An 18,862-nucleotide genomic window follows, 5' to 3' on the forward strand; every position below is an offset into this window, starting at 1 on the left:
TTCTTCACGCCCTTTCCCTGTCCCACGCGCATCCTGACCCCTTCCCCTCCGCCAACGATCCCGCCCCCATGAAGAAATTTGGCAAGGCTCTTCTCGCCCTGCTCGTGCTGCTGTTGCTGGCCGCCGCGCTGTTCCTGTACTGGCCGCTGACCCAGCGCTCGGTGCCCGCCGCCAGCAACGACAAGCCCGTCGACGTTGTGCTGGTCGGCGCCGGCATCATGAGCATCACCCTGGCCACCTACCTGCAGGAACTGCAGCCGGACTGGAACATCCAGGTCTACGAACGCCTCGACGGTGTCGCCGGTGAAAGCTCCGACGGCTGGAACAACGCCGGCACCGGCCACTCGGCCTTCGCCGAACTGAACTACACCCCGGAACTGCCCGACGGCAGCATCGAGACCAAGCGCGCGGTCGGCATCGCCGAATCGTTCGAGGTCTCGCGCCAGTTCTGGTCGCACCAGGTGAAGGAAGGCCGGCTGGGCCAGCCCAGCGACTTCATCAACCCGACCCCGCACATGAGCTTCGTCTGGGGCGATGACAACATCGCCTACCTGCACAAGCGCCAGCAGGCCCTGGTGAAGAATCCGCTGTTCTACGGCATGCAGTACTCCGAGGATCCGGCCCAGATCAAGCAGTGGGCCCCGCTGCTGATGGAAGGCCGTGACCCGAAGCAGAAGGTTGCCGCGACCTGGATGCCGCTGGGCACCGACGTCAACTTCGGCGTGATCACCCGCCAGCTGACCGCCGGCCTGCAGCGCAGCCCGAACTTCAGCCTGCACCTCAACCACGAAGTGAGCGCGCTGCGGCAGAACGCCGACAAGAGCTGGAACGTGACGGTGAAGGACCTCAAGGCCGGTACCGAGTCCACCACCCACGCCCGCTTCGTGTTCATCGGTGCCGGTGGCGCTGCACTGAAGCTGCTGCAGATGTCCGGCATTCCGGAATCGAAGGACTACGCCGGCTTCCCGGTCGGTGGCCAGTTCCTCGCCTTCCAGGGCCAGGACGTGACCTCGCGCCACGGCGTGAAGGCCTACGGCATGGCCGAGACCGGCTCGCCGCCGATGTCGGTGCCGCACCTGGATGCGCGCAAGCTGGACGGCAAGCCGGTGGTCCTGTTCGGGCCGTTCGCGCTGTACAGCACCAAGTTCCTCAAGCACGGCTCGTGGTGGGACCTGTACTCGTCGGTGAACCACAACAACGTCGGCCCGATGCTGGAAGTGGGCAAGGACAACCTGGACCTGGTGCAGTACCTGATGGGCCAGGCGCGCCTGAACGATGCCGACCGCCAGGCCGAGCTGGTCAAGTACTTCCCCACTGCCAAGCCGGGTGACTGGAAGCTGGTCACCGCCGGCCAGCGCGTGCAGATCATCAAGCGTGATCCGCTGAAGGGCCCGGTGCTGCAGTTCGGTACCGAGATCGTGACCGACAAGGACCACACCCTCGCCGCCCTGCTCGGCGCTTCGCCGGGTGCGTCGACCTCGCCGCCGATCATGCTGGACCTGATGGCCAAGGCCTTCCCGGACCAGATGAAGGCCGGCTGGGAAGCCCGCCTGCGCGAGATCGTGCCGTCGTACGGGCGCAAGCTCAACGACAGCGCCGCGCTGGTCAACGAGATCCGTACGCTGACCAGCCAGACCCTGCATCTGCCGTATCTGGAGGTGCCGGTGGATGCGAACGCGGCATCGCCTGCTGCGGCTGCAGTGCCGGCAGCGGCCAAGGAAAAGCGCAACGCCAACGAGGAACTGCAGGCGCTGTAAGCCCGCAGTTTGCTTTCGATGGAGACGGACGGCCACCTTCGGGTGGCCGTTTGTTTTTGTGCGAAATGGGTCGGATTCCTCCCGCACGGGAGGGCTCTGACCTGCACCTGGGCGCCGATGATGGGGTCAGAGCCCATTGCCTGCGGCGACGGGATCCGACCCCGGCCCGCCACTGCTCTGCGCCGGAAAGCCCCTGCGAATGACGCGAATTGTAATGTTGTTAAGAATTATTTACATTTGCGTCCTGTGCAGTGATCGCACCTCCCCAGATGGACCTGACCGTGCCCGAAGCCGCCGCCCCGGGTGCTGGACGACTGTTGCCGCCCTTCCCCGCTTCCGAGCCTCGAGCCCACCATGTCCCTGATCCTCCGTAACCGCCTGCCCCGCCGCGCGTTTTTGCCGGCTGCCCTGCTTTCGTCGCTGACCCTGCTGGCCGCGCCCAGCGCGTTCGCCGCCGCCGATGGCACTGCCGATGCCAAGACCCTGGACAGGGTCAGCGTCCGCGCCGAACAGTCCGCACCCCCGTCGAGCACCACGCGCCTGCCGATCACCCTGCAGGAGACCCCGCAGTCCGCCACCGCAATCAGCCTGCAGCGCCTGCAGGACGAATCACTGTTCAGCATCAACGATGTGATGCGCAACGTAACCGGCGTGAGCGTGTCCTTCTATGACACGCAGCGCCCGCTGTACTACGCGCGCGGCTTCGCCATCACCGACTTCCAGGTCGATGGCATTCCCACCTACAGCGGCTCCACCAACCAGGAGTACGACACCGCCTTCTACGACCGTATCGAAGTGATCCGCGGCGCCAACGGCCTGCTCAGCGGCGCCGGCGTGCCGTCGGCCACGGTCAACCTGCTGCGCAAGCGCCCGGGCAAGGAATTCGATGCGTCGTTCGCGGTCAGCGCCGGCAGCTGGGACTACCGTCGCATGGAGGCCGACGTGACCGCGCCGCTGACCGCCGACGGCCGCTTCCGCAGCCGCGTGGTCGCCGCCTACACCGATCGTGGCCTGTATTACGACCGCTACGACGAGAACAAGATGGCCGGCATGGCGGTGCTGGAAGGCGACGTCACCGACAGCACCACGATCACCCTCGGTTACCAGAGCCAGGACAACAACCCCACCGGCTCGACCTGGGGCACCGTGCCGTTCTTCGACAACCAGGGCCATTTCGCGCACCTGCCGCGCTCGACCAACCTGTCGCCGAAATGGAGCTACTGGAAGCGCGAGAGCAACACCGCCTTCGCCAACCTGGAACAGCGTTTCGGCGACAACTGGCTGTTGAAGATCAACACCGCCTATACCCGTGGCAACGTGCAGAACGTGCGTCTGTACGGCACCGGCAACCCGGACCCGGTGACCGGCTCGGGCATCTACCTGCGCGCGGCCGCCGGTGATTCGAAGGACACCCGCCGCAATGTCGATGCCTACCTGACCGGCAGTTTCGATCTGTTCGGCCGCGACCACGACGTGACCCTCGGCGCACAGTGGTCGGACCTGGAAGGCACGACGAATACCCTGGCACTGAACTTCCCGAGCGACTGGGCGCGCTGCGGCGGCGAGCGCTGCTACTACATTCCCAACGTGTACAACTGGAACGGCGACATCTCCGAGGTGACCTACCGCCGCACCGGCGCGCGCCGCGTGGCCAAGACCACGCAGAGTGGCGTCTACCTGGCCACCCGCCTGCGCCTGGCCGATCCGCTGTCGCTGATTGCCGGCGCACGCCTGAGCCGCTGGGAAACCCTCACCCGCTCCTACAACGCCGCTGGCACCTACACCGGCACCAGCGGCGCGTACAAGGTGAGCGATGAAGTCACTCCCTACGTGGGCCTGGTCTACGACATCACCCCGAACGTGTCGGCCTATGCCAGCTACACCGAGATCTTCAACCCGCAGAACTTCAAGGACCGCAACGAGAACCTGCTGGCACCGGTGCAGGGTTCGAACCTGGAAGCGGGCATCAAGACCCAGTGGCTGGACGGCCGCCTGACCGCCAACGCCGCCGTGTTCGAGGCCAAGCAGGACAACTACGCCGTGCGCGACATGGGCGTGCCGGAAGGTTCGCTGAGCGATGGCACCTCCGCCTACATCGGCGTCAACGGCACCAAGGCACGCGGCTGGGAAGTGGACGTCAACGGCGAGATCCTGCCGGGCTGGACGGTCAATGCCGGCTACACCCACGTCAAGGTCACCCGCGCGGCTACCGACCTGCTGTACGCCAACCCGCCAAAGGATCTGTTGCAGCTCAACACCCAGCTGCAGCTGCGCGGTGCGCTGGAACGCCTGAGCGTTGGCGGTGGCGTGCAATGGCAGAGCAAGGTGCAGGGCTACAACATCGCCTACCCGCTGGGCGGCACGGTGACGGTGAACCAGCCGGCCTACATGCTGGTGCAGTTCAATGCCAACTACCGCATCAGCGACAGCTGGACCGCAACGCTGAGCTTGCGCAACGCACTGGACAAGACCTACTGGGCGAATCTGGACTACAACAACTACGGCGAACCGCGCTTCGTGTCGGCCAGCCTGCGCTGGACGTTCTGAGCAACCCGCGAACCGGTAGGTGCCTGGTGGGTGCCGACCGTTGATCGGCACGCCCTCCGCCACGACCCACCGTCGTGGCATACCTGAATGGGCCCGCCTCCGCGCGGGCCCTTCCTTTTGCTGCACTGCAGGTTGCGGCGCCCTTCGTAATTATGTCGTAATTACATCGACACCAATCGGAAGCCGGTCGATGAACCCGAGCTGGGATACGTTGGAACGCAGCCGCCAGGCCCGCCTGGAACGTGCCGCGCCGTGGGCCCGGGGACGCCAGGTCGCCGCCGGCGACGTAGGCGAGCTGCTGCATGCACTGCTGGAGCCAGGCGACAAGGTCTGCCTGGAGGGCAACAACCAGAAGCAGGCCGATTTCCTCGCCCAGGCCCTGGCCGATCTTGATCCGGCCCGCGTGCACGACCTGCACATGGTGCAGTCGGTGCTGTCGCTGCCCTCGCATCTGGATGTATTCGAGCGTGGCATCGCGTCGAAGCTGGACTTCTCGTTCTCCGGCCCGCAGTCGGTGCGGTTGGCCAACCTGGTGGCTGAAGGGCGCATCCAGATCGGTGCCATCCACACCTACCTGGAACTGTTCGGCCGCTACTTCATCGACCTGACCCCGCGCGTGGCCCTGGTCGCCGCGCAGGCCGCAGACCGGCACGGCAACCTGTACACCGGCCCGAACACCGAAGACACGCCGGTGATCGTCGAAGCCACTGCCTTCGGTGGCGGCATCGTCATCGCCCAGGTCAACGAGATCGTCGACACCCTCCCCCGCGTCGACGTTCCCGCTGACTGGATCAACTTCGTGGTGCAGGCGCCGAGGCCGAACCACATCGAACCGCTGTTCACCCGCGACCCGGCGAAGATCTCCGAGATCCAGGTGTTGATGGCGATGATGGCGATCAAGGGCATCTACGCCGAGTACGGCGTGAACCGCCTCAACCATGGCATCGGCTTCGATACGGCGGCCATCGAACTGCTGCTCCCCACCTACGCCGAATCGCTCGGCCTGAAGGGAAAGATCTGCCAGCACTGGGCGTTGAACCCCCACCCGGCACTGATTCCGGCAATCGAATCGGGCTTCGTCAGATCAGTGCATTCGTTCGGTTCGGAACTGGGCATGGAGAAGTACATCGCCGCGCGAGGCGATGTGTTCTTCACCGGCGCCGATGGCTCGATGCGTTCCAACCGCGCCTTCTCGCAGACCGCCGGCCTGTATGCCTGCGACATGTTCATCGGTTCCACATTGCAGATCGACCTGCAGGGCAACAGCTCCACTGCCACCCGCGACCGCGTTGCCGGCTTCGGTGGCGCACCGAACATGGGCTCGGACGCGCGCGGCCGGCGCCATGCCAGCGAGGCCTGGATCAAGGCCGGCCAGCAGGCCGCGCGCCCGGGTGAGATGCCGCGTGGGCGCAAGCTGGTGGTGCAGATGGTGGAAACCTTCCGCGAGCACATGGCGCCGGCCTTCGTCGAGCGCCTCGATGCCTGGGACCTGGCCGAACGCGCGAACATGCCGCTGCCGCCGGTGATGATCTACGGCGACGACGTCAGCCATGTGCTGACCGAGGAAGGCATTGCCAACCTGCTGCTGTGCCGCACCCCTGAGGAGCGCGAACAGGCGATCCGTGGCGTGGCCGGCTATACCGCCGTGGGCATGGGGCGCGACCGCGCGATGGTGGAGAACCTGCGCGACCGCGGCGTGATCCGCCGCCCCGATGACCTCGGCATCTCCGTGCGCGATGCCAGCCGTGACCTGCTGGCGGCGCGTTCGGTGAAGGACCTGGTGCGCTGGTCCGGCGGCCTGTACGACCCGCCCAAGCGCTTCCGAAACTGGTGAGGAGCTGAGCATGGAAACCCTCGACTATCGATTCGAAGGGCACACCGCGGTGCAGTTTCCGCGCGAAGCGGTGCTGGTCGGCGTGCTGGCCTCGGGCAACCTGGAAATCCTGCTGGAGCCGGCCGCACTGGACGGCGCGATGACGGTGCGCATCATCACCGCCGCGAAGGGCTACGGCAGCGTGTGGCAAGCGGTGATCAGCGACTTCGCACAGCGTCATCCGCTGCGCGATGTACACATCTCGATCAACGATGCCGGTGCGACCCCGGCGGTAGTCAGCCTGCGCCTGGACCAGGCCGTGGAAACCCTGCGTGCTGGAGATCCACGATGAACCGGACGCAGCGCTACAGCTACTACGAAGCCGATGCGCGCGAGCGTATCGCCAGCCTGGTCGATGCCGGTTCCTTCAGGGAATTCCTCGGCCCGGCGCGGCGGATGATAAGCCCGCACCTGGCACAGCTCGACCAGCCCGCGGCGTTCGACGACGGCATCGTTGTCGGCGAAGCCACGCTGCGTGGCCGACGCGTGCTGCTGGCCGCGCAGCAGGGTGAATTCATGGGCGGCGGCGTGGGCGAGGTGCACGGCGCCAAGCTGACCGGGCTGCTGCGCCGCGCAGCCGAAACACATCCCGAAGGTGTGCTTCTGCTGCTGGACACCGGTGGTGTGCGCCTGCACGAAGCCAATGCAGGGCTCATCGCCATTTCCGAGATCATGCGCGCCACCCTGGACGCGCGTGCAACGGGTGTGCCGGTGATCGCGCTGATCGGCAGCGGCAACGGCGCCTTCGGCGGCATGGGCATCGTCGCCCGCTGCTGCAGCACGGTCATCATGTCCGAAGAGGGGCGCCTGTCGCTGTCCGGCCCGGAAGTGATCGAAACCGTGCGCGGCGTGGAAGAGTTCGATTCCCGTGATCGCGCGCTGGTCTGGCGCGTAACGGGAGGCAAGCACCGCTACCTGATCGACCAGGCACAGGTGCTGGTGCCCGATGCCATCGAGGCCTTCGCGCAGGCGGCCAGCAACGCGCTGCAGCCTGATACCAGCAGCACCGATCCGGATACTGCACTGGCTGCGCTGCAGGCCCGCCACGCTGCACTGAAGGCGCGCGTGCAGGCCTGGGGCGATTGCCGCGATGGCCTGGAGATCTGGGCGCGGCTGGGCATTGCCCACCCCGAACGCCTGCCACTGCTCGACACCGATGAATTCCTCATCGCCACCGCCGACCGGAGCCTGCCATGAGCATGCCGTTGCAGACCCTGCTCGATGCCCTGTTCCCGCATGGGCATGCCATTGCGGTGAACGATTCGGTGCTGACCGGCAGCGCTGCCACCGAGGATGGCAAGGTGACCGTCATCGGTACCGCCGACAAACTTGAAGTCGGCGTGGACCACGCACTGGCACTGGCCGAAACCGTGCTTGCCAGCACCGGCGCACATCCACAGCGACCGATCGTGATGCTGGTGGATACCGCCGGACAGCGCCTGGCGCGGCGCGACGAACTGTTGGGCATCAATGGTTGCTTTGCGCATCTCGCGCAGACGCTCGATCTGGCACGCCGCCGTGGTGCGCGCCTGATCACCCTGGTCTACGGCGAATCCGTCAGTGGCGGCTTCCTCTCATTCGGCCTGATGGCCGACCACATCCACGCCCTGCCCGATGCACAGGTGCGGGTGATGGACCTGCGCGCAATGGCGCGGGTGACCAAGCAGCCGCTGGAGAAGCTGCAGGCGCTCAGCCAGAGCTCGCCGGTGTTCGCACCGGGCGTGGAAAACTACGTGGCGATGGGCGCGGTGGACTCGTTGTGGGAGGGCGATCTTTCCCAGCACCTGCTGCAGGCCCTGCGCACGCCCGCTGAAGGCGACCTGCGTGCCGCACGCGGCGCACAGCGCGGCGGTCGTGCCCTGGCGGCAGGGGTTTCGACTGCGGTGGCCCACGGCGATGCCTGAGCGGCCCGCCCGCCACACGCTGGCCTGGCTGTCGGCCGATGCCGACTGGCGGGCTGACGTGACTGCACACGAACCGCGCCTGGCAGCATGGTTCGCACAGGGCCTGCCAGCCATGGTGGCACGCAGTGCGGCGGATGATCCCGACCCGCGGCTGCGCCTGGGGGTGCCGCTGCCGCCAGGCGAAGGCAAGCAACGGCTGGCGTTGCGCGTGGCCCTGCAGGACATCCAGCACCTGCAGCCTCCCCCTGCCCTGGATGAGATTCTCGCCGGCGGCGTTCCGGCTGATTGGCAGGCGGCACTGCAGGCAATGCTGCGGCTTGCACCTGCCCGCGTGTTCGGCGCCTTCGCTTGGCAGCACCTCAGCGGCCTGCCCTATGTGCACGCACGCTCGGACATCGACCTGCTGTGGCAGGTGGGTGACGCACGCCAGGCCGACCTGCTGGTCGAGCGCCTGCAGCACTGGGAAAGCGCCTTCGGGCATCGGGTCGATGGCGAACTGTGCCTGGTGGATGGTGGCGCGGTGAACTGGCGCGAATACGCCGGGCGCAGCCGCGAGGTACTGGTCAAGCGCCTCGATGGTGCCGCACTGGAACTACGTGATGCGTTGTTCGCTTCCACCGGGGTGAGCGCGTGAACGCCCTCGTGCAACCGGCGGTCAGGCCAGCTGCCGTGGACAGCGCGCGTCTGGGGCGCCTCGCCATCGCCAGCCTGCACGCCGAACTCGCCCTTGCACCCAAGCCAGGGTTGGTCACCCCCTTCGACAGCGGCAGCCACCACGACATGGACGCAGGCACGTTCCTGCGCAGCCTGTTCACGCTGCGCCACTACTTCGTCGCCGTGGCCGACGCCGGTGCCAGCGCGGCGCCGTTCCAGACGTTGCGCCGGCACGGCATCGCTGCGGAGATATCGATGCTGCACGCCACTGCGGGCATCAACACACATCGCGGTGCGATCTTCAGCCTTGGCCTGCTGGTGGCGGCTTCCGCTGCCTGTCGGGGCCGCGCGGGCGGCGCCATCGCAGCCGAGCAGGTCTGCCAGGAAGTGCGCCGCTGGGCTGCCGAGCTCGCCGGCGCACCACTGGATGCGAACAGCCCTGGCCAGCGCGCGCGCGCACGGCACGGCGTGCAGGGTGTGCGCGAACAAGCGGCCGCCGGCTATCCGCTGCTGCGCGGCGTGGCACTGCCTACCCTGCGTCACGCACTGGCCAGCGGCCTGCCACGCCAGGCCGCGATGTGCCAGACGCTGATGCAGCTGATCGCGTGCGTGGATGACCTCAACCTGCTGCACCGTGGCGGCGCCGGCGGCCTGCGCTGGGCCCAGCAACAGGCGCGAGGCTTCCTCGATGACGGTGGCGCCTTCGTACCCGGCTGGCAGGCATGCCTGCACAGCATCGGTGATGGATTCGTCGCACGCCGGCTGAGCCCCGGCGGCAGTGCCGACCTGCTGGCCTGTGCCTGGTTCCTGCTGCAGCAGGAGGTTGCATGAGCCTTGCCCTGCTCTGCCCCGGCCAAGGTGCGCAGCATGCGGCAATGTTCGACCGCGTGCGCGATCTGCCCGCCGTGCGCGACGTACTGGAGACCGCCAGCGCAGTGCTGGGACGCGACGTGTTCGCGGCAGCTGCTGACGAATCGCGCTTCGACAATGCTCTGGCGCAGCCCTTGCTGTGTGCAGCCAGCCTCGCGCACTGGCAGGGCCTTCGCGAAGCGGTGCCTGCACCGGTGCTGGTGGCCGGCTACAGCATCGGCGAGCTCGCCGCGCACGCCATCGCCGGCAGCTTCGATGCCACCACCTGCCTGGCGCTGGCTGCGCAGCGTGCGCAGTTGATGGACAGCGCCAGCCCCGCCGATGCAGGCCTGCAGGCAGTGCTCGGGCTGGACCGCCGCAGCCTGCAGTCGCTGTGCGATGCGCAGGGCACCTACGTGGCCATCGCCAACGGGCAGGACCATTTCATCGTGGGCGGCACGCAGGCCTCGTTGCAGCGGCTGGCCGATGCAGCGCGGGCGCAGGGCGCGGACATCCGTCTGCTGCCGGTGCGCGTGCCTGCACACACACCATTGCTGGCAGCGGCGGTCGCACCGTTCGCTGCCGCACTCGATGCATCGCCACTGCAGGCCCCACGCCTGCCGCTGCTGGCCGGCATCGATGCGCGACCGGTGCGGGACCGCGCAACGGCAGTCAGCACGCTGTCGTTGCAACTGGCGCAGACCATCGAATGGGCGCAGGTGATGCGCCAGGCCTTCGAGCGCGGCGCGCGCGTGTTCCTGCAGCTGGGCCCGGGCAACGCGCTGGCGCGCATGGTCGCGCCGGCCTATCCGTGCTGCGAGGTGCGCGCGGTGGAAGAGTTCCAGAGCCTTGAAGGCGCGGCGGCCTGGGTCCGCAGCGCGCTGGAGCGGCTGCAGTAACGGGTTCGAGCAGTACGTATCACGCAACACGCCGTACGTCGCCTTACCCCGGGATGGCGGGTCTCCATCCGCGCTGTACGTGAGTCACGTGTCTGGGAGGGCGCATGAGTCCACAAATCGCAACGATCATCGGTCTGGTGATCATGTTCATCGTCGCCACGGCGATGCCGATCAACATGGGTGCCGTCGCCTTCGCGCTGGCCTTCATCATCGGCGGGCTGTGGGTCGACATGGGCGGCAAGGAGGTCCTGGCCGGCTTTCCCGGCGATCTGTTCCTGACCCTGGTCGGCATCACCTATCTGTTCGCCATCGCGCAGAAGAACGGCACCATCGACCTGCTGGTGCACTGGGCAGTAAAAGCCGTGCGCGGCCATATCGTGGCCATTCCGTGGGTGATGTTCGTGATCACCGCGGTGCTGACCGCCTTCGGCGCGCTCGGCCCGGCAGCGGTGGCCATCATCGGTCCGGTCGCGCTGCGCTTTGCCAAGCAGTACAACATCAATCCACTGATGATGGGCCTGCTGGTCATCCATGGCGCGCAGGCCGGTGGCTTCTCGCCGATCAGCGTGTACGGCAGCATCACCAACGGCGTGGTGCAGAAAGCCGGGCTGGAAGTGACAGAGATGGCGGTATTCCTGACCAGCCTGGGCTTCAACTTCATGATGGCGACGATCTGCTTCTTCGCGTTCGGCGGCATCGCCCTGCTGCGGCGTGGCTCGATCACCGCGGCCGGAACGATCGGCAATGCCGAGCTGGCGATGGCCGGTGGCCCGCAGGCATCGTCGCGGCAATTCGCCATCGAAGGCCATGGCGCGCTGGTCGCGGCCGGCGGCGGCACGCTCAGCAATGATCCGGCGGCACTGGATGCGGTGGGCCTGACCCGCGAGCGGTTGTTCACCCTGATCGGCCTGCTCGGCCTGGGCGTGGCCGCGCTGATCTACAACCTCAACGTCGGCCTGGTCTCGATCACCGTGGCTGTCGCGCTGGCACTGCTGTCGCCACAAAGCCAGAAGGGCGCGGTGGATGGCATCAGCTGGTCCACCGTGCTGCTGATCTGCGGTGTGGTGACCTACATCGGCGTGCTGGAGCATGCCGGCGCGGTGGACTTCATCGGCAATGGCGTGTCCGACATCGGCATTCCGCTGCTCGGCGCGCTGCTGGTCTGCTACGTCGGCGGCATTGTCTCCGCATTCGCCTCGTCGGCTGCGGTGCTGGGCGCCACGATTCCGCTGGCGGTGCCGTTCCTGATGCAGGGTCACCTCAGCGCCGCCGGCGTGATCTGCGCGCTGGCGGTGTCGTCCACCATCGTCGATGTCAGCCCGTTCTCCACCAATGGCGCACTGGTGGTGGCCTCGGCAGCCAAGGAGGAACGCGAGACCCTGTTCCGCCGCTTCCTGGTCTACAGCGGACTGGTGGTGGCCCTGGGGCCGCTGCTGGCCTGGCTGGTATTCGTGGTACCGGGCTGGATGTAACCACCCAACGGTAGTGCCGGCCGCTGGCCGGCAATCCCATGAAGTCATCCAGCGATCATGGGTTGCCGGCCAGCGGCCGGCACTACCTGGCGGTACACTTCCTCCATGGCCATTGCCCCTGCCCCGCGGTCACCGAAGAAGCGCGCCCCTCTGTACGAAGAGGTGGCCGAACACGTGCGCGAGCGCATCTACGACTACCGGCTGCCGCCGGGTGAGTGGATCGACGAGCCCGCACTGTGCGAAGAACTGGGGATCAGCCGTACGCCGCTGCGCGAGGCGCTGAAGCTGCTGGCTGCCGAAGGCCTGGTGCAGATCGATGCCGGTCGTGGCTGCCGGGTCACCCGGTTGACGCTGGAAGACCTCAACCAGCTGTTCCCGGTGATGGCCATGCTGGAAGGCCGCTGTGCGCACGAGGCGGTCAGGCACATCGACGATGCCGGCGTGCAGCAGCTGGAAGACCTGCATGCGGCGATGGAAACCGCGGCAGCCGATGGCAACATCGCCGAGTACTACCGCAACAACTACCTGATCCACGAAACCGTGCAGCACTACGCCGGCAACCCGTGGCTGATCCGCATCACCCACGACCTGCACCGCATCCTGAAGATGCATCGCGGCCGCCAGCTGCTGACCCCGGGCCGCACCGCGCAGTCGCTGGCCGAGCACCGCGAACTGATGGAGTGCTTCCGCCGCCGCGACGCGCAGGCTGCCGAACGCACCATGGAACGCCACTTGCTCAGCCAGGGCCAGGCCTTGGCCGCCTATGTGGCGGCAGGCGGGCTGCTGAACGTACCGGCGCCGTTGCCGACCGAAGGCGGCGGTTGAGCGGATGAGGTTGCCGGCCAGCGGCCGGCACTACCAGGACGTGACCTTGGCCGGCATCCCGGAACATCTCGTCAATCGCCACCGCCGCAGCTGCCGCCGTCACCCCCACCACCATCACTGCTGCAGTCGGAGCTGCTGTGGTTGTGCTGGCTGTCGTTGTCGCCGGAATACCCGCCCGAGTAATCGCAGGCGCCGCCGAGACCGTTGTCCCCCCGGCTGCCCGAGCCATCGGCCGTGGCCACCGCCATGCACAGGATCGCGCCGACCAGCGGCAGCAGCCAGACCAGCAGCAACTGCACCGTCCGGCCACCCGCCGAGAGGCCATCGCGCCTGACGATCACCACGGTAGCCACCACGTTCAGGCCCAGCACCAGCAGGACCAGCAGAAGGGCAACGATCAGCATTCGGCGGTTCCGTGCCTGGACTGGGGGCATTATGGCCTGCCTCCCCGGCGATGGCCCTGCCTGTCATGAAGATGGGACAATGTAGGGCGCGCCGGCCTGCTTCCGGGCCGCCGGCGGCCCCCGCACCACACGGAAGAAGAAGAACAACAACATGCTGAAAGTCATTTTCGATACCGACCCGGGCGTCGACGACGCCCTGGCCCTGCTGTACCTGCACAAGCACGCACAGATCGACCTGATCGGCGTCACCACCACCTTCGGCAATGCCTCGGTGGAGTCGACCACGCACAATGCGCTGTACCTGAAGCAGGCCTGGGGCTTTGCCGCTCCGGTCGCACGCGGTGCCGGCGGCCCGCTGCAGCCGGAAGCCACCCCGGAAGCCTGGCCGGTGCACATCCATGGCCACAACGGCCTGGGCAACCACCCGGTGCCGGCCGAACTGGACGCGGCCGCCGACGCGCGCCCCGCCCACCAGCTGATCATCGACCTGGTCCGCGCCCATCCGGGCGAGGTGACCCTGGTCGCGGTCGGCCGCATGACCAACCTGGCCCTTGCCCTGCAGCAGGCGCCGGACATCGCCGGCTTGGTACGCGGCGTGGTGATCATGGGCGGCGCCTTCCACGTCAACGGCAACATCACCCCGGCCGCCGAGGCCAACATCTGGGGCGACGCCGAAGCGGCCGACGTGGTGTTCACCGCCAGCTGGCCGGTCACCGCCATCGGCCTGGACGTGACCACCCGCGTGGAAATGGACCGTGACGGCCTGGACAAGCTGGCTGCGATCGGCGGTGCCGATGCCGAACTGGTGCGTGCGCTGTCGCAGGATTACGTGGACTTCTACCTGCAGGCCGGCCACAAGGGCATGGTCGTGCACGACTGCTGCGCCTGCATCGCGCTGACCCGTCCGGAGCTGTTCCAGTTCGAGCGCGCCAGCGTGCGCGTGGCCACCGACGGCGTCGCCCGCGGCATGACCATTCCCAAGCCGGAAGGCCTGGCGTTCGGCCCCAGCGTGTGGGACGGCCACGTGGTGCAGTCGATTGCCATCGGCGTGGATGCGGCCGCCGTGCTGGCCGACATCGAGCAGACCCTGAAGGTCTGACCCGCTAGCGCTTGGCCCTGCCCGGGACCGTCTCGGGCAGGGTCCACAGCACCGGCAGCACCAGCACCGCCACCAGCGCGATCATCGCGCCTGGCGCTGCTGCCCAGCCGCTGCGTTCCACCCACCATTGCGCCAGCCAGGGCGTTGCACCGCCGAACACGGCCGTGGCCATGGTCACCCCCAGTGCCAGCCCGCTGACCCGGCCTTCGCCGGGGAACTGCTCGGCCGTGGCCGGGGCCGCCACCGCGCTCACGCCACCGGCCACGCAGGCCAGCAATACCGCGGCCAGCGCGATGCCCAGCGGCGTCGCCTGCGCCATCCACGCGAACAAGGACAGCGGGAGCAGCGCTGCCAGCACGGTCAGGCCCAACAGCACCGGCCTTCGTCCGACTCGGTCGGACAATGCGCCGCACAGGGGCGTGATCGCGATCACCGCCACGGCCGCAATCGTCGACAGCCACAGCGCATCGCCCTCATCGTGGCCCCGCGCATGCAGGAATGCGGGCAGATAGGTGATGCCGACGTAGTAAGTAATCGAGCCCAGCGCCGAGATCGCGAACGTGCGCGCCACCGCCAGCGGATGGTTGCGCAGCACATGCTTCAGCGGCGTCGCGGGAATGCTGCCCTCGCGGCGCTGCCGCTCGAACTCCGGCGACTCGTGCATGCCCGAGCGTGCGACCAGGATCACCAGTGCCAGCGCCGCGCCAACGAAGAACGGAATCCGCCAGCCCCAACGGTCCAGCTGCGCGGTGGGCAGCAGCGCGACGGTAAGTGCAGAGATCGCCACCGCCAGCAGTGCGCCCACTTCGCTGGCCGCCGAAGCCAATGACGTAACCAGGCCGCGTCGGCGCGCCGGTGCGCTTTCCAGCAGGTACGCCACCACGCCGGTATATTCGCCGCCCACCGAGAACGCCATCACGCAGCGCAGCACCAGCAGCAGCACGCCGGCCGTGGCGCCTGCGGTGGCCGCGGTCGGCAGCAGCGCAGTGGCCAGCATTGCCGCCGCCATCAACGCCATCGACGCGAGCAACATCCAGCGTCGGCCGAGCCGGTCACCCAGGTGACCAAAGCACAGCGCGCCCAGCGGACGCATCAGGTAGGACACCGCGAAGCCTGCCAGCGTGACCAGCAGCGCCTGTTCGCCGCCGCCGAAGAACACCCGCGACAGCACCGTGGCGAAATACAGGTACAGGGTGAAGTCGTACCACTCCACTACCGTGGACAGGCCCGCCACCCACATCGAGCGCTGCCGCGCCGCGGTCATTGCGTATTCGCCTTCAACAGCCTCGATCCCGGTTGCGCAGGTTCCGCGCAGCGTGGCATGGACGGGGTGAAATACCGGTCATCGGCTGTCCGCTGCCTGCATGTACTGGGTTTCATGGCCGGTGAAACGCTCGCCGTCAAAGCCGAAGCAGAAGCGGCCTTCCTCGAACACGCGGTAGACCAGCAGCGCACCATCGAGGCAGAACTGCGGCTGGTCCACGCCCGTTTCCAGTGTCCCGTAGCCGGTAGCATCACCGCCCTTCCCCGCCGGCCCGGTGAAGGCATCGAACGGCAGTGGCGTCGCCCTGCCCGTGCGGGTATCGACCAGCACCAGCGTGCGCTGGAAGTACTCGGGTCGATCATCGACCTGCACCAGCAGGTAGTGCTTGTTGAAATTGGGCGCCTGGTGCTGGAGGGCATCTTCGATGGCTCCGCGGTGCCGCGCATCGCAGAAGTCGACCGGGCTGTAGCGGTAGCTGCAAACGTCGTGGTCGTAGGGCAGGTTCATGCCCGAGTAGCTGACGCCTGCCCGGCTGCCCAGGTCGTCTCCCGGTTCAGGGATGCTGCACAGCAGCCACGAACGCTGCGCATCCTCCGGGTCGGCCAGCAGCTTCGGCTCGCGCCCTTCCTCGTAGGCCGCACCACCCGGGAAGTCCTGCCCGAAACGCTGGCGGACGATGGGACGTGCCTTCTCCAGCGGCAGGCCGATCCTGGCCCCACGGAACGAAACAAACGTCATCGTCGGCAGGATCACCTCCTCCACCGGCAGCCCCTTCCATTGCCCCTGCACGCAGAACGTGGCGATCTCGTTCTCCCCGTCCTCCTTGCAGGGCTTCGGCGCGTTCGTCGCCAACCAGGGATGGGCCGGGCGCCCGGTCTGCTGATCGATGTACCAGCCGTCCAGCGCGCAGGTCGGCAGGGCATCGAGCAGCGGAGAGAGGTCTGTTGCGGTGGCCGGGGCGGCAAGTGGTGCGCCCGCTGCGGGTGCCCCGGTCGGCGCATCCGGTGTGCGCTGGCAGGCCGCCAGCGCGAGTAGACCGACCAGCAGCGCGACGTGGCGCGGGCGCCGGATTGAATGCTGCGTTCCCTGCATTGCGTGTTTCCTGGTTTCGACACTCCCTGCAGATGATCGCCGATCCCGAAGCCGTGCAGGAACGCCGCAGATCCCACATCGGGGTCAGAGCCCTTCGCTCCCGCAAAGGGATCCGACCCCGCCCGTTACCCCGGCACCTGCAGTTCCGCCCGCAGGCCGCCGCCCTCGCGGTTGTGCAACCTCAGCGAGCCGCCCAGCGACTGTGCCAGCTGCACCGCGATGGCCAGGCCCAGGCCAGTGCCGCCGGTATCGCGGTTGCGCGAGCTTTCCAGCCGATGGAACGGCGCCAGCACTGCCTGCAGCTGGTCCTCGGGAATGCCAGGGCCACGGTCGGAAATGCTGATCCACACTCTTCCGGCGTCATCACGGCCCGCCTCGACCTCGGCGGCACCGGCGTAACGCAATGCGTTGTCGACCAGATTGCCGACCACCCGGCGCAGCGGCTGCGGCCAGGTCTGCACGACCAGTCCAGCGGGCGCACCACCGCTGACCGGCTTGCCCATGTCCTCGTAATCGCCGACCACACTGGCCAGGAACGCGCCCAGGTCCATCGACATCGGTGCGCCACTGGCGACGTGGCTGCTGCGCGCATAGGCCACGCCCTCACGCACCAGTTGACCCAGGTGGTCGAGGTCGTCCAGCAACCGCTGCTGGGTGCTGTCTTCAGGCAGGGTCTCCACCCGAAGCTTCATGCGCGTGATGGGGGTCTGCAGGTCATGCGAGATCGCGGCCAGGATCTGCAGACGCTCAGTGACATGGCCACGAATGCGTGCCTGCAGTGCGTTGAGCGCGGCCGCCGCGCCGCCCACTTCCGCCGGGCCATCTTCAGGCAGTTCGGGCCCGTCCTTGCCCGGCTGCAGATGCTCCACCGCATGCGACAGCTGCTGCAGCGGGCGCATGGCCAGGCGCACCGCCAGCCACGCGCACACCAGCAGCAGCGCCAGCTGCACCAGCAACACGGCGGGCAGCCAGCGCGCCAGCGGCAGGCCCGACGGGGTGACCTCGATGGTCAAGGGAGTGCCGTCGTGCAGGCGCAGTTCCACCTCGAACCGCTCCGGCAGGCGAGCCACCTGGCGCGCCTCCAACGGATAGCGGCGCTGCAGGCTGTCGTTGATGATCGCGGTGACCTGGCGTGCACGATCGGTCTGCAGTCCCGGCCCGGCCGCAGCCGGGCGCAGCAGGTAACGGTAGGTGCGCCGCTCCAGCCGCGGCACCCAGGCCGCGCGCTGGCCTGCGGGCAGGTGCTCCAGCAGCGCGACACTCACGGCCACGTCTTCATCGAGGTTGCGCAGCATCATGCTGCGGGTGGACTGGTAGCGTTCGAAGAACAGCAGGCCGAAAGACAGTGCGTGGGCCAGCGCCAATCCACCCAGCAGCACCAGCAGCAGCCGCGCCGACAGCGTGCGCGGCCAGCGTGGGCGGTGTGCGGTAGTGTTCATTCGTCCGGCCCCAGCAACTGCACCGGCACGCTGAACACATAGCCTTCGCTGCGCACGGTCTTGATGTAGGTCGGCTCGCGTGCGTCGTCACCCAGGCGCTGCCGCACGCGGCTGACCAGCAGATCGATCGAGCGGTCGAACAGTTCGGCATCGCGGCCCTGGGTGAGGCTGAGCAGCTGGTCACGGCTGAGCACCCGATTGGCGTGATCGAGGAACACGCGCAACAGGCGGAACTCGGCGCCACTGAGCGGATGCGCGGTGTCCTGCGCATCCAGCAGATGGCGTGCGGTGGTGTCCAGGCGCCACTCGCCGAAGGCCAGCTGGCGACCTGCTTCGCTCACCTGCAGATTCGGCGGCAGCATCTGCGTGCGGCGGATCACCGCATTGATGCGTGCCAGCAGTTCGCGCGAAGAGAAGGGCTTGGTCACATAGTCATCAGCGCCCATTTCCAGGCCGATGATGCGGTCGGTCTCGTCGTCGCGGGCGGTCAGCAGCACCACCGGCACCGCACGATGCTTGCCGGCGCGCAGGTTGCGGCACAGGCTCAGGCCGTCCTCGCCCGGCATCATCACGTCCAGCACCACCAGGTCCACGGCATGGGTATCCATCAGCGCGCGCATGGCCCGGCCACCGTCGGCCTGGCTCACGCGCAGGCCGTTGCGCTGCAGGTAATCGGCCAGCATCTGGCGGATCTCGCTGTCATCGTCGACGACCAGGATATGCGTTACGTGGTTCATTGCGTTCTCGATGAAGACGGAGGTCAGGGCCGCGCTGCGCGGCCATG

The 18,862-nt window shown here is 67.6% G+C and carries 17 protein-coding genes; 12 read left to right on the plus strand and 5 right to left on the minus strand.

Annotated features, from left to right (window positions below):
• Nucleotides 1–68 precede the first annotated feature (68 nt).
• From mqo to H4O10_RS12785, 11 genes are all read left to right on the plus strand, one after another.
• Nucleotides 69–1,757 carry a malate dehydrogenase (quinone) gene (gene mqo, locus H4O10_RS12735; protein WP_049454823.1) on the plus strand — a complete coding sequence of 563 codons (1,689 nt, stop codon included), beginning with the start codon at nucleotides 69–71 and terminating at the stop codon, nucleotides 1,755–1,757.
• A 354-nt stretch (nucleotides 1,758–2,111) separates the two neighbouring features.
• Entirely contained in the window at nucleotides 2,112–4,304 is a 2,193-nt protein-coding gene (locus H4O10_RS12740) for a TonB-dependent siderophore receptor (RefSeq protein WP_111118745.1), read from the plus strand.
• Nucleotides 4,305–4,494: 190 nt separating this feature from the next.
• On the plus strand, nucleotides 4,495–6,138 hold the full coding sequence (gene mdcA / locus H4O10_RS12745; protein ID WP_182681056.1) for a malonate decarboxylase subunit alpha: 1,644 nt from the start codon (nucleotides 4,495–4,497) through the stop codon (nucleotides 6,136–6,138).
• A gap of 10 nt (nucleotides 6,139–6,148) precedes the next feature.
• Nucleotides 6,149–6,469 carry a malonate decarboxylase acyl carrier protein gene (mdcC, locus tag H4O10_RS12750; protein WP_049453073.1) on the plus strand — a complete coding sequence of 107 codons (321 nt, stop codon included), beginning with the start codon at nucleotides 6,149–6,151 and terminating at the stop codon, nucleotides 6,467–6,469.
• On the plus strand, nucleotides 6,466–7,374 hold the full coding sequence (locus H4O10_RS12755; protein WP_049403223.1) for a biotin-independent malonate decarboxylase subunit beta: 909 nt from the start codon (nucleotides 6,466–6,468) through the stop codon (nucleotides 7,372–7,374). The genes mdcC and H4O10_RS12755 overlap by 4 nt, the downstream gene beginning before the upstream one ends.
• 2 nt (nucleotides 7,375–7,376) lie before the next feature.
• On the plus strand, nucleotides 7,377–8,081 hold the full coding sequence (gene mdcE / locus H4O10_RS12760; protein WP_049453244.1) for a biotin-independent malonate decarboxylase subunit gamma: 705 nt from the start codon (nucleotides 7,377–7,379) through the stop codon (nucleotides 8,079–8,081).
• A complete protein-coding gene (gene mdcG / locus H4O10_RS12765; protein ID WP_049453239.1) occupies nucleotides 8,074–8,715 on the plus strand; it encodes a malonate decarboxylase holo-[acyl-carrier-protein] synthase in 642 nt (213 codons plus the stop codon). Before mdcE ends, mdcG begins: the two co-directional genes overlap by 8 nt.
• Before the next feature lie 35 nt (nucleotides 8,716–8,750).
• A complete protein-coding gene (mdcB, locus tag H4O10_RS12770) occupies nucleotides 8,751–9,566 on the plus strand; it encodes a triphosphoribosyl-dephospho-CoA synthase MdcB (protein ID WP_080353441.1) in 816 nt (271 codons plus the stop codon).
• The gene (gene mdcH, locus H4O10_RS12775) at nucleotides 9,563–10,483 is read left to right on the plus strand and encodes a malonate decarboxylase subunit epsilon (RefSeq protein ID WP_049453235.1); all 921 of its coding nucleotides are present in this window, start codon (nucleotides 9,563–9,565) and stop codon (nucleotides 10,481–10,483) included. The genes mdcB and mdcH overlap by 4 nt, the downstream gene beginning before the upstream one ends.
• A gap of 104 nt (nucleotides 10,484–10,587) precedes the next feature.
• Nucleotides 10,588–11,955 carry an SLC13 family permease gene (locus H4O10_RS12780; RefSeq protein WP_049445977.1) on the plus strand — a complete coding sequence of 456 codons (1,368 nt, stop codon included), beginning with the start codon at nucleotides 10,588–10,590 and terminating at the stop codon, nucleotides 11,953–11,955.
• 105 nt (nucleotides 11,956–12,060) lie between these two features.
• Nucleotides 12,061–12,780, plus strand: coding sequence for a GntR family transcriptional regulator (locus H4O10_RS12785; protein WP_049453233.1), 720 nt, complete (start codon nucleotides 12,061–12,063; stop codon nucleotides 12,778–12,780).
• Between the two features lie 71 nt (nucleotides 12,781–12,851).
• Here H4O10_RS12785 and H4O10_RS12790 read toward each other — a convergent pair whose 3' ends face one another.
• Nucleotides 12,852–13,184, minus strand: coding sequence for a hypothetical protein (locus H4O10_RS12790; protein ID WP_049453231.1), 333 nt, complete (start codon nucleotides 13,182–13,184; stop codon nucleotides 12,852–12,854).
• A gap of 151 nt (nucleotides 13,185–13,335) precedes the next feature.
• Between H4O10_RS12790 and H4O10_RS12795 the strand changes: the two genes are divergently transcribed.
• Nucleotides 13,336–14,283 (plus strand): nucleoside hydrolase, encoded by a 948-nt coding sequence (locus tag H4O10_RS12795; protein ID WP_049453229.1) that lies wholly within the window; start codon nucleotides 13,336–13,338, stop codon nucleotides 14,281–14,283.
• Between the two features lie 4 nt (nucleotides 14,284–14,287).
• Here H4O10_RS12795 and H4O10_RS12800 read toward each other — a convergent pair whose 3' ends face one another.
• The 4 genes from H4O10_RS12800 to H4O10_RS12815 form a co-directional block, all read right to left on the minus strand.
• A complete protein-coding gene (locus H4O10_RS12800; RefSeq protein WP_049453227.1) occupies nucleotides 14,288–15,547 on the minus strand; it encodes an MFS transporter in 1,260 nt (419 codons plus the stop codon).
• 78 nt (nucleotides 15,548–15,625) lie between these two features.
• Nucleotides 15,626–16,639 carry a hypothetical protein gene (locus H4O10_RS12805; protein ID WP_049453226.1) on the minus strand — a complete coding sequence of 338 codons (1,014 nt, stop codon included), beginning with the start codon at nucleotides 16,637–16,639 and terminating at the stop codon, nucleotides 15,626–15,628.
• A 125-nt stretch (nucleotides 16,640–16,764) separates the two neighbouring features.
• Entirely contained in the window at nucleotides 16,765–18,078 is a 1,314-nt protein-coding gene (locus H4O10_RS12810; protein ID WP_049453224.1) for a HAMP domain-containing sensor histidine kinase, read from the minus strand.
• Nucleotides 18,075–18,815, minus strand: a complete 741-nt coding sequence (locus H4O10_RS12815) for a response regulator (RefSeq protein WP_049453222.1) — start codon at nucleotides 18,813–18,815, stop codon at nucleotides 18,075–18,077. The genes H4O10_RS12810 and H4O10_RS12815 overlap by 4 nt, the downstream gene beginning before the upstream one ends.
• Nucleotides 18,816–18,862 lie beyond the last annotated feature (47 nt).

The sequence above is a fragment of the Stenotrophomonas sp. I18B00994 genome, assembly GCF_014145825.1.
In the GTDB taxonomy this organism is placed as follows: domain Bacteria; phylum Pseudomonadota; class Gammaproteobacteria; order Xanthomonadales; family Xanthomonadaceae; genus Stenotrophomonas; species Stenotrophomonas maltophilia.

Bases quoted from the DNA above. Each gene is read 5' to 3' on its own strand.
- H4O10_RS12785 (WP_049453233.1), top strand. From the start codon at position 12,061: ATGGCCATTGCCCCTGCCCCGCGGTCACCGAAGAAGCGCGCCCCTCTG.
- mdcA (WP_182681056.1), top strand. From the start codon at position 4,495: ATGAACCCGAGCTGGGATACGTTGGAACGCAGCCGCCAGGCCCGCCTG.
- H4O10_RS12805 (WP_049453226.1), bottom strand. From the start codon at position 16,639: ATGCAGGGAACGCAGCATTCAATCCGGCGCCCGCGCCACGTCGCGCTG.
- mdcG (WP_049453239.1), top strand. From the start codon at position 8,074: ATGCCTGAGCGGCCCGCCCGCCACACGCTGGCCTGGCTGTCGGCCGAT.
- H4O10_RS12815 (WP_049453222.1), bottom strand. From the start codon at position 18,815: ATGAACCACGTAACGCATATCCTGGTCGTCGACGATGACAGCGAGATC.
- H4O10_RS12780 (WP_049445977.1), top strand. From the start codon at position 10,588: ATGAGTCCACAAATCGCAACGATCATCGGTCTGGTGATCATGTTCATC.
- H4O10_RS12755 (WP_049403223.1), top strand. From the start codon at position 6,466: ATGAACCGGACGCAGCGCTACAGCTACTACGAAGCCGATGCGCGCGAG.
- H4O10_RS12810 (WP_049453224.1), bottom strand. From the start codon at position 18,078: ATGAACACTACCGCACACCGCCCACGCTGGCCGCGCACGCTGTCGGCG.
- H4O10_RS12800 (WP_049453227.1), bottom strand. From the start codon at position 15,547: ATGACCGCGGCGCGGCAGCGCTCGATGTGGGTGGCGGGCCTGTCCACG.
- H4O10_RS12795 (WP_049453229.1), top strand. From the start codon at position 13,336: ATGCTGAAAGTCATTTTCGATACCGACCCGGGCGTCGACGACGCCCTG.
- mdcE (WP_049453244.1), top strand. From the start codon at position 7,377: ATGCCGTTGCAGACCCTGCTCGATGCCCTGTTCCCGCATGGGCATGCC.
- H4O10_RS12790 (WP_049453231.1), bottom strand. From the start codon at position 13,184: ATGCTGATCGTTGCCCTTCTGCTGGTCCTGCTGGTGCTGGGCCTGAAC.
- mqo (WP_049454823.1), top strand. From the start codon at position 69: ATGAAGAAATTTGGCAAGGCTCTTCTCGCCCTGCTCGTGCTGCTGTTG.
- mdcC (WP_049453073.1), top strand. From the start codon at position 6,149: ATGGAAACCCTCGACTATCGATTCGAAGGGCACACCGCGGTGCAGTTT.
- H4O10_RS12740 (WP_111118745.1), top strand. From the start codon at position 2,112: ATGTCCCTGATCCTCCGTAACCGCCTGCCCCGCCGCGCGTTTTTGCCG.
- mdcH (WP_049453235.1), top strand. From the start codon at position 9,563: ATGAGCCTTGCCCTGCTCTGCCCCGGCCAAGGTGCGCAGCATGCGGCA.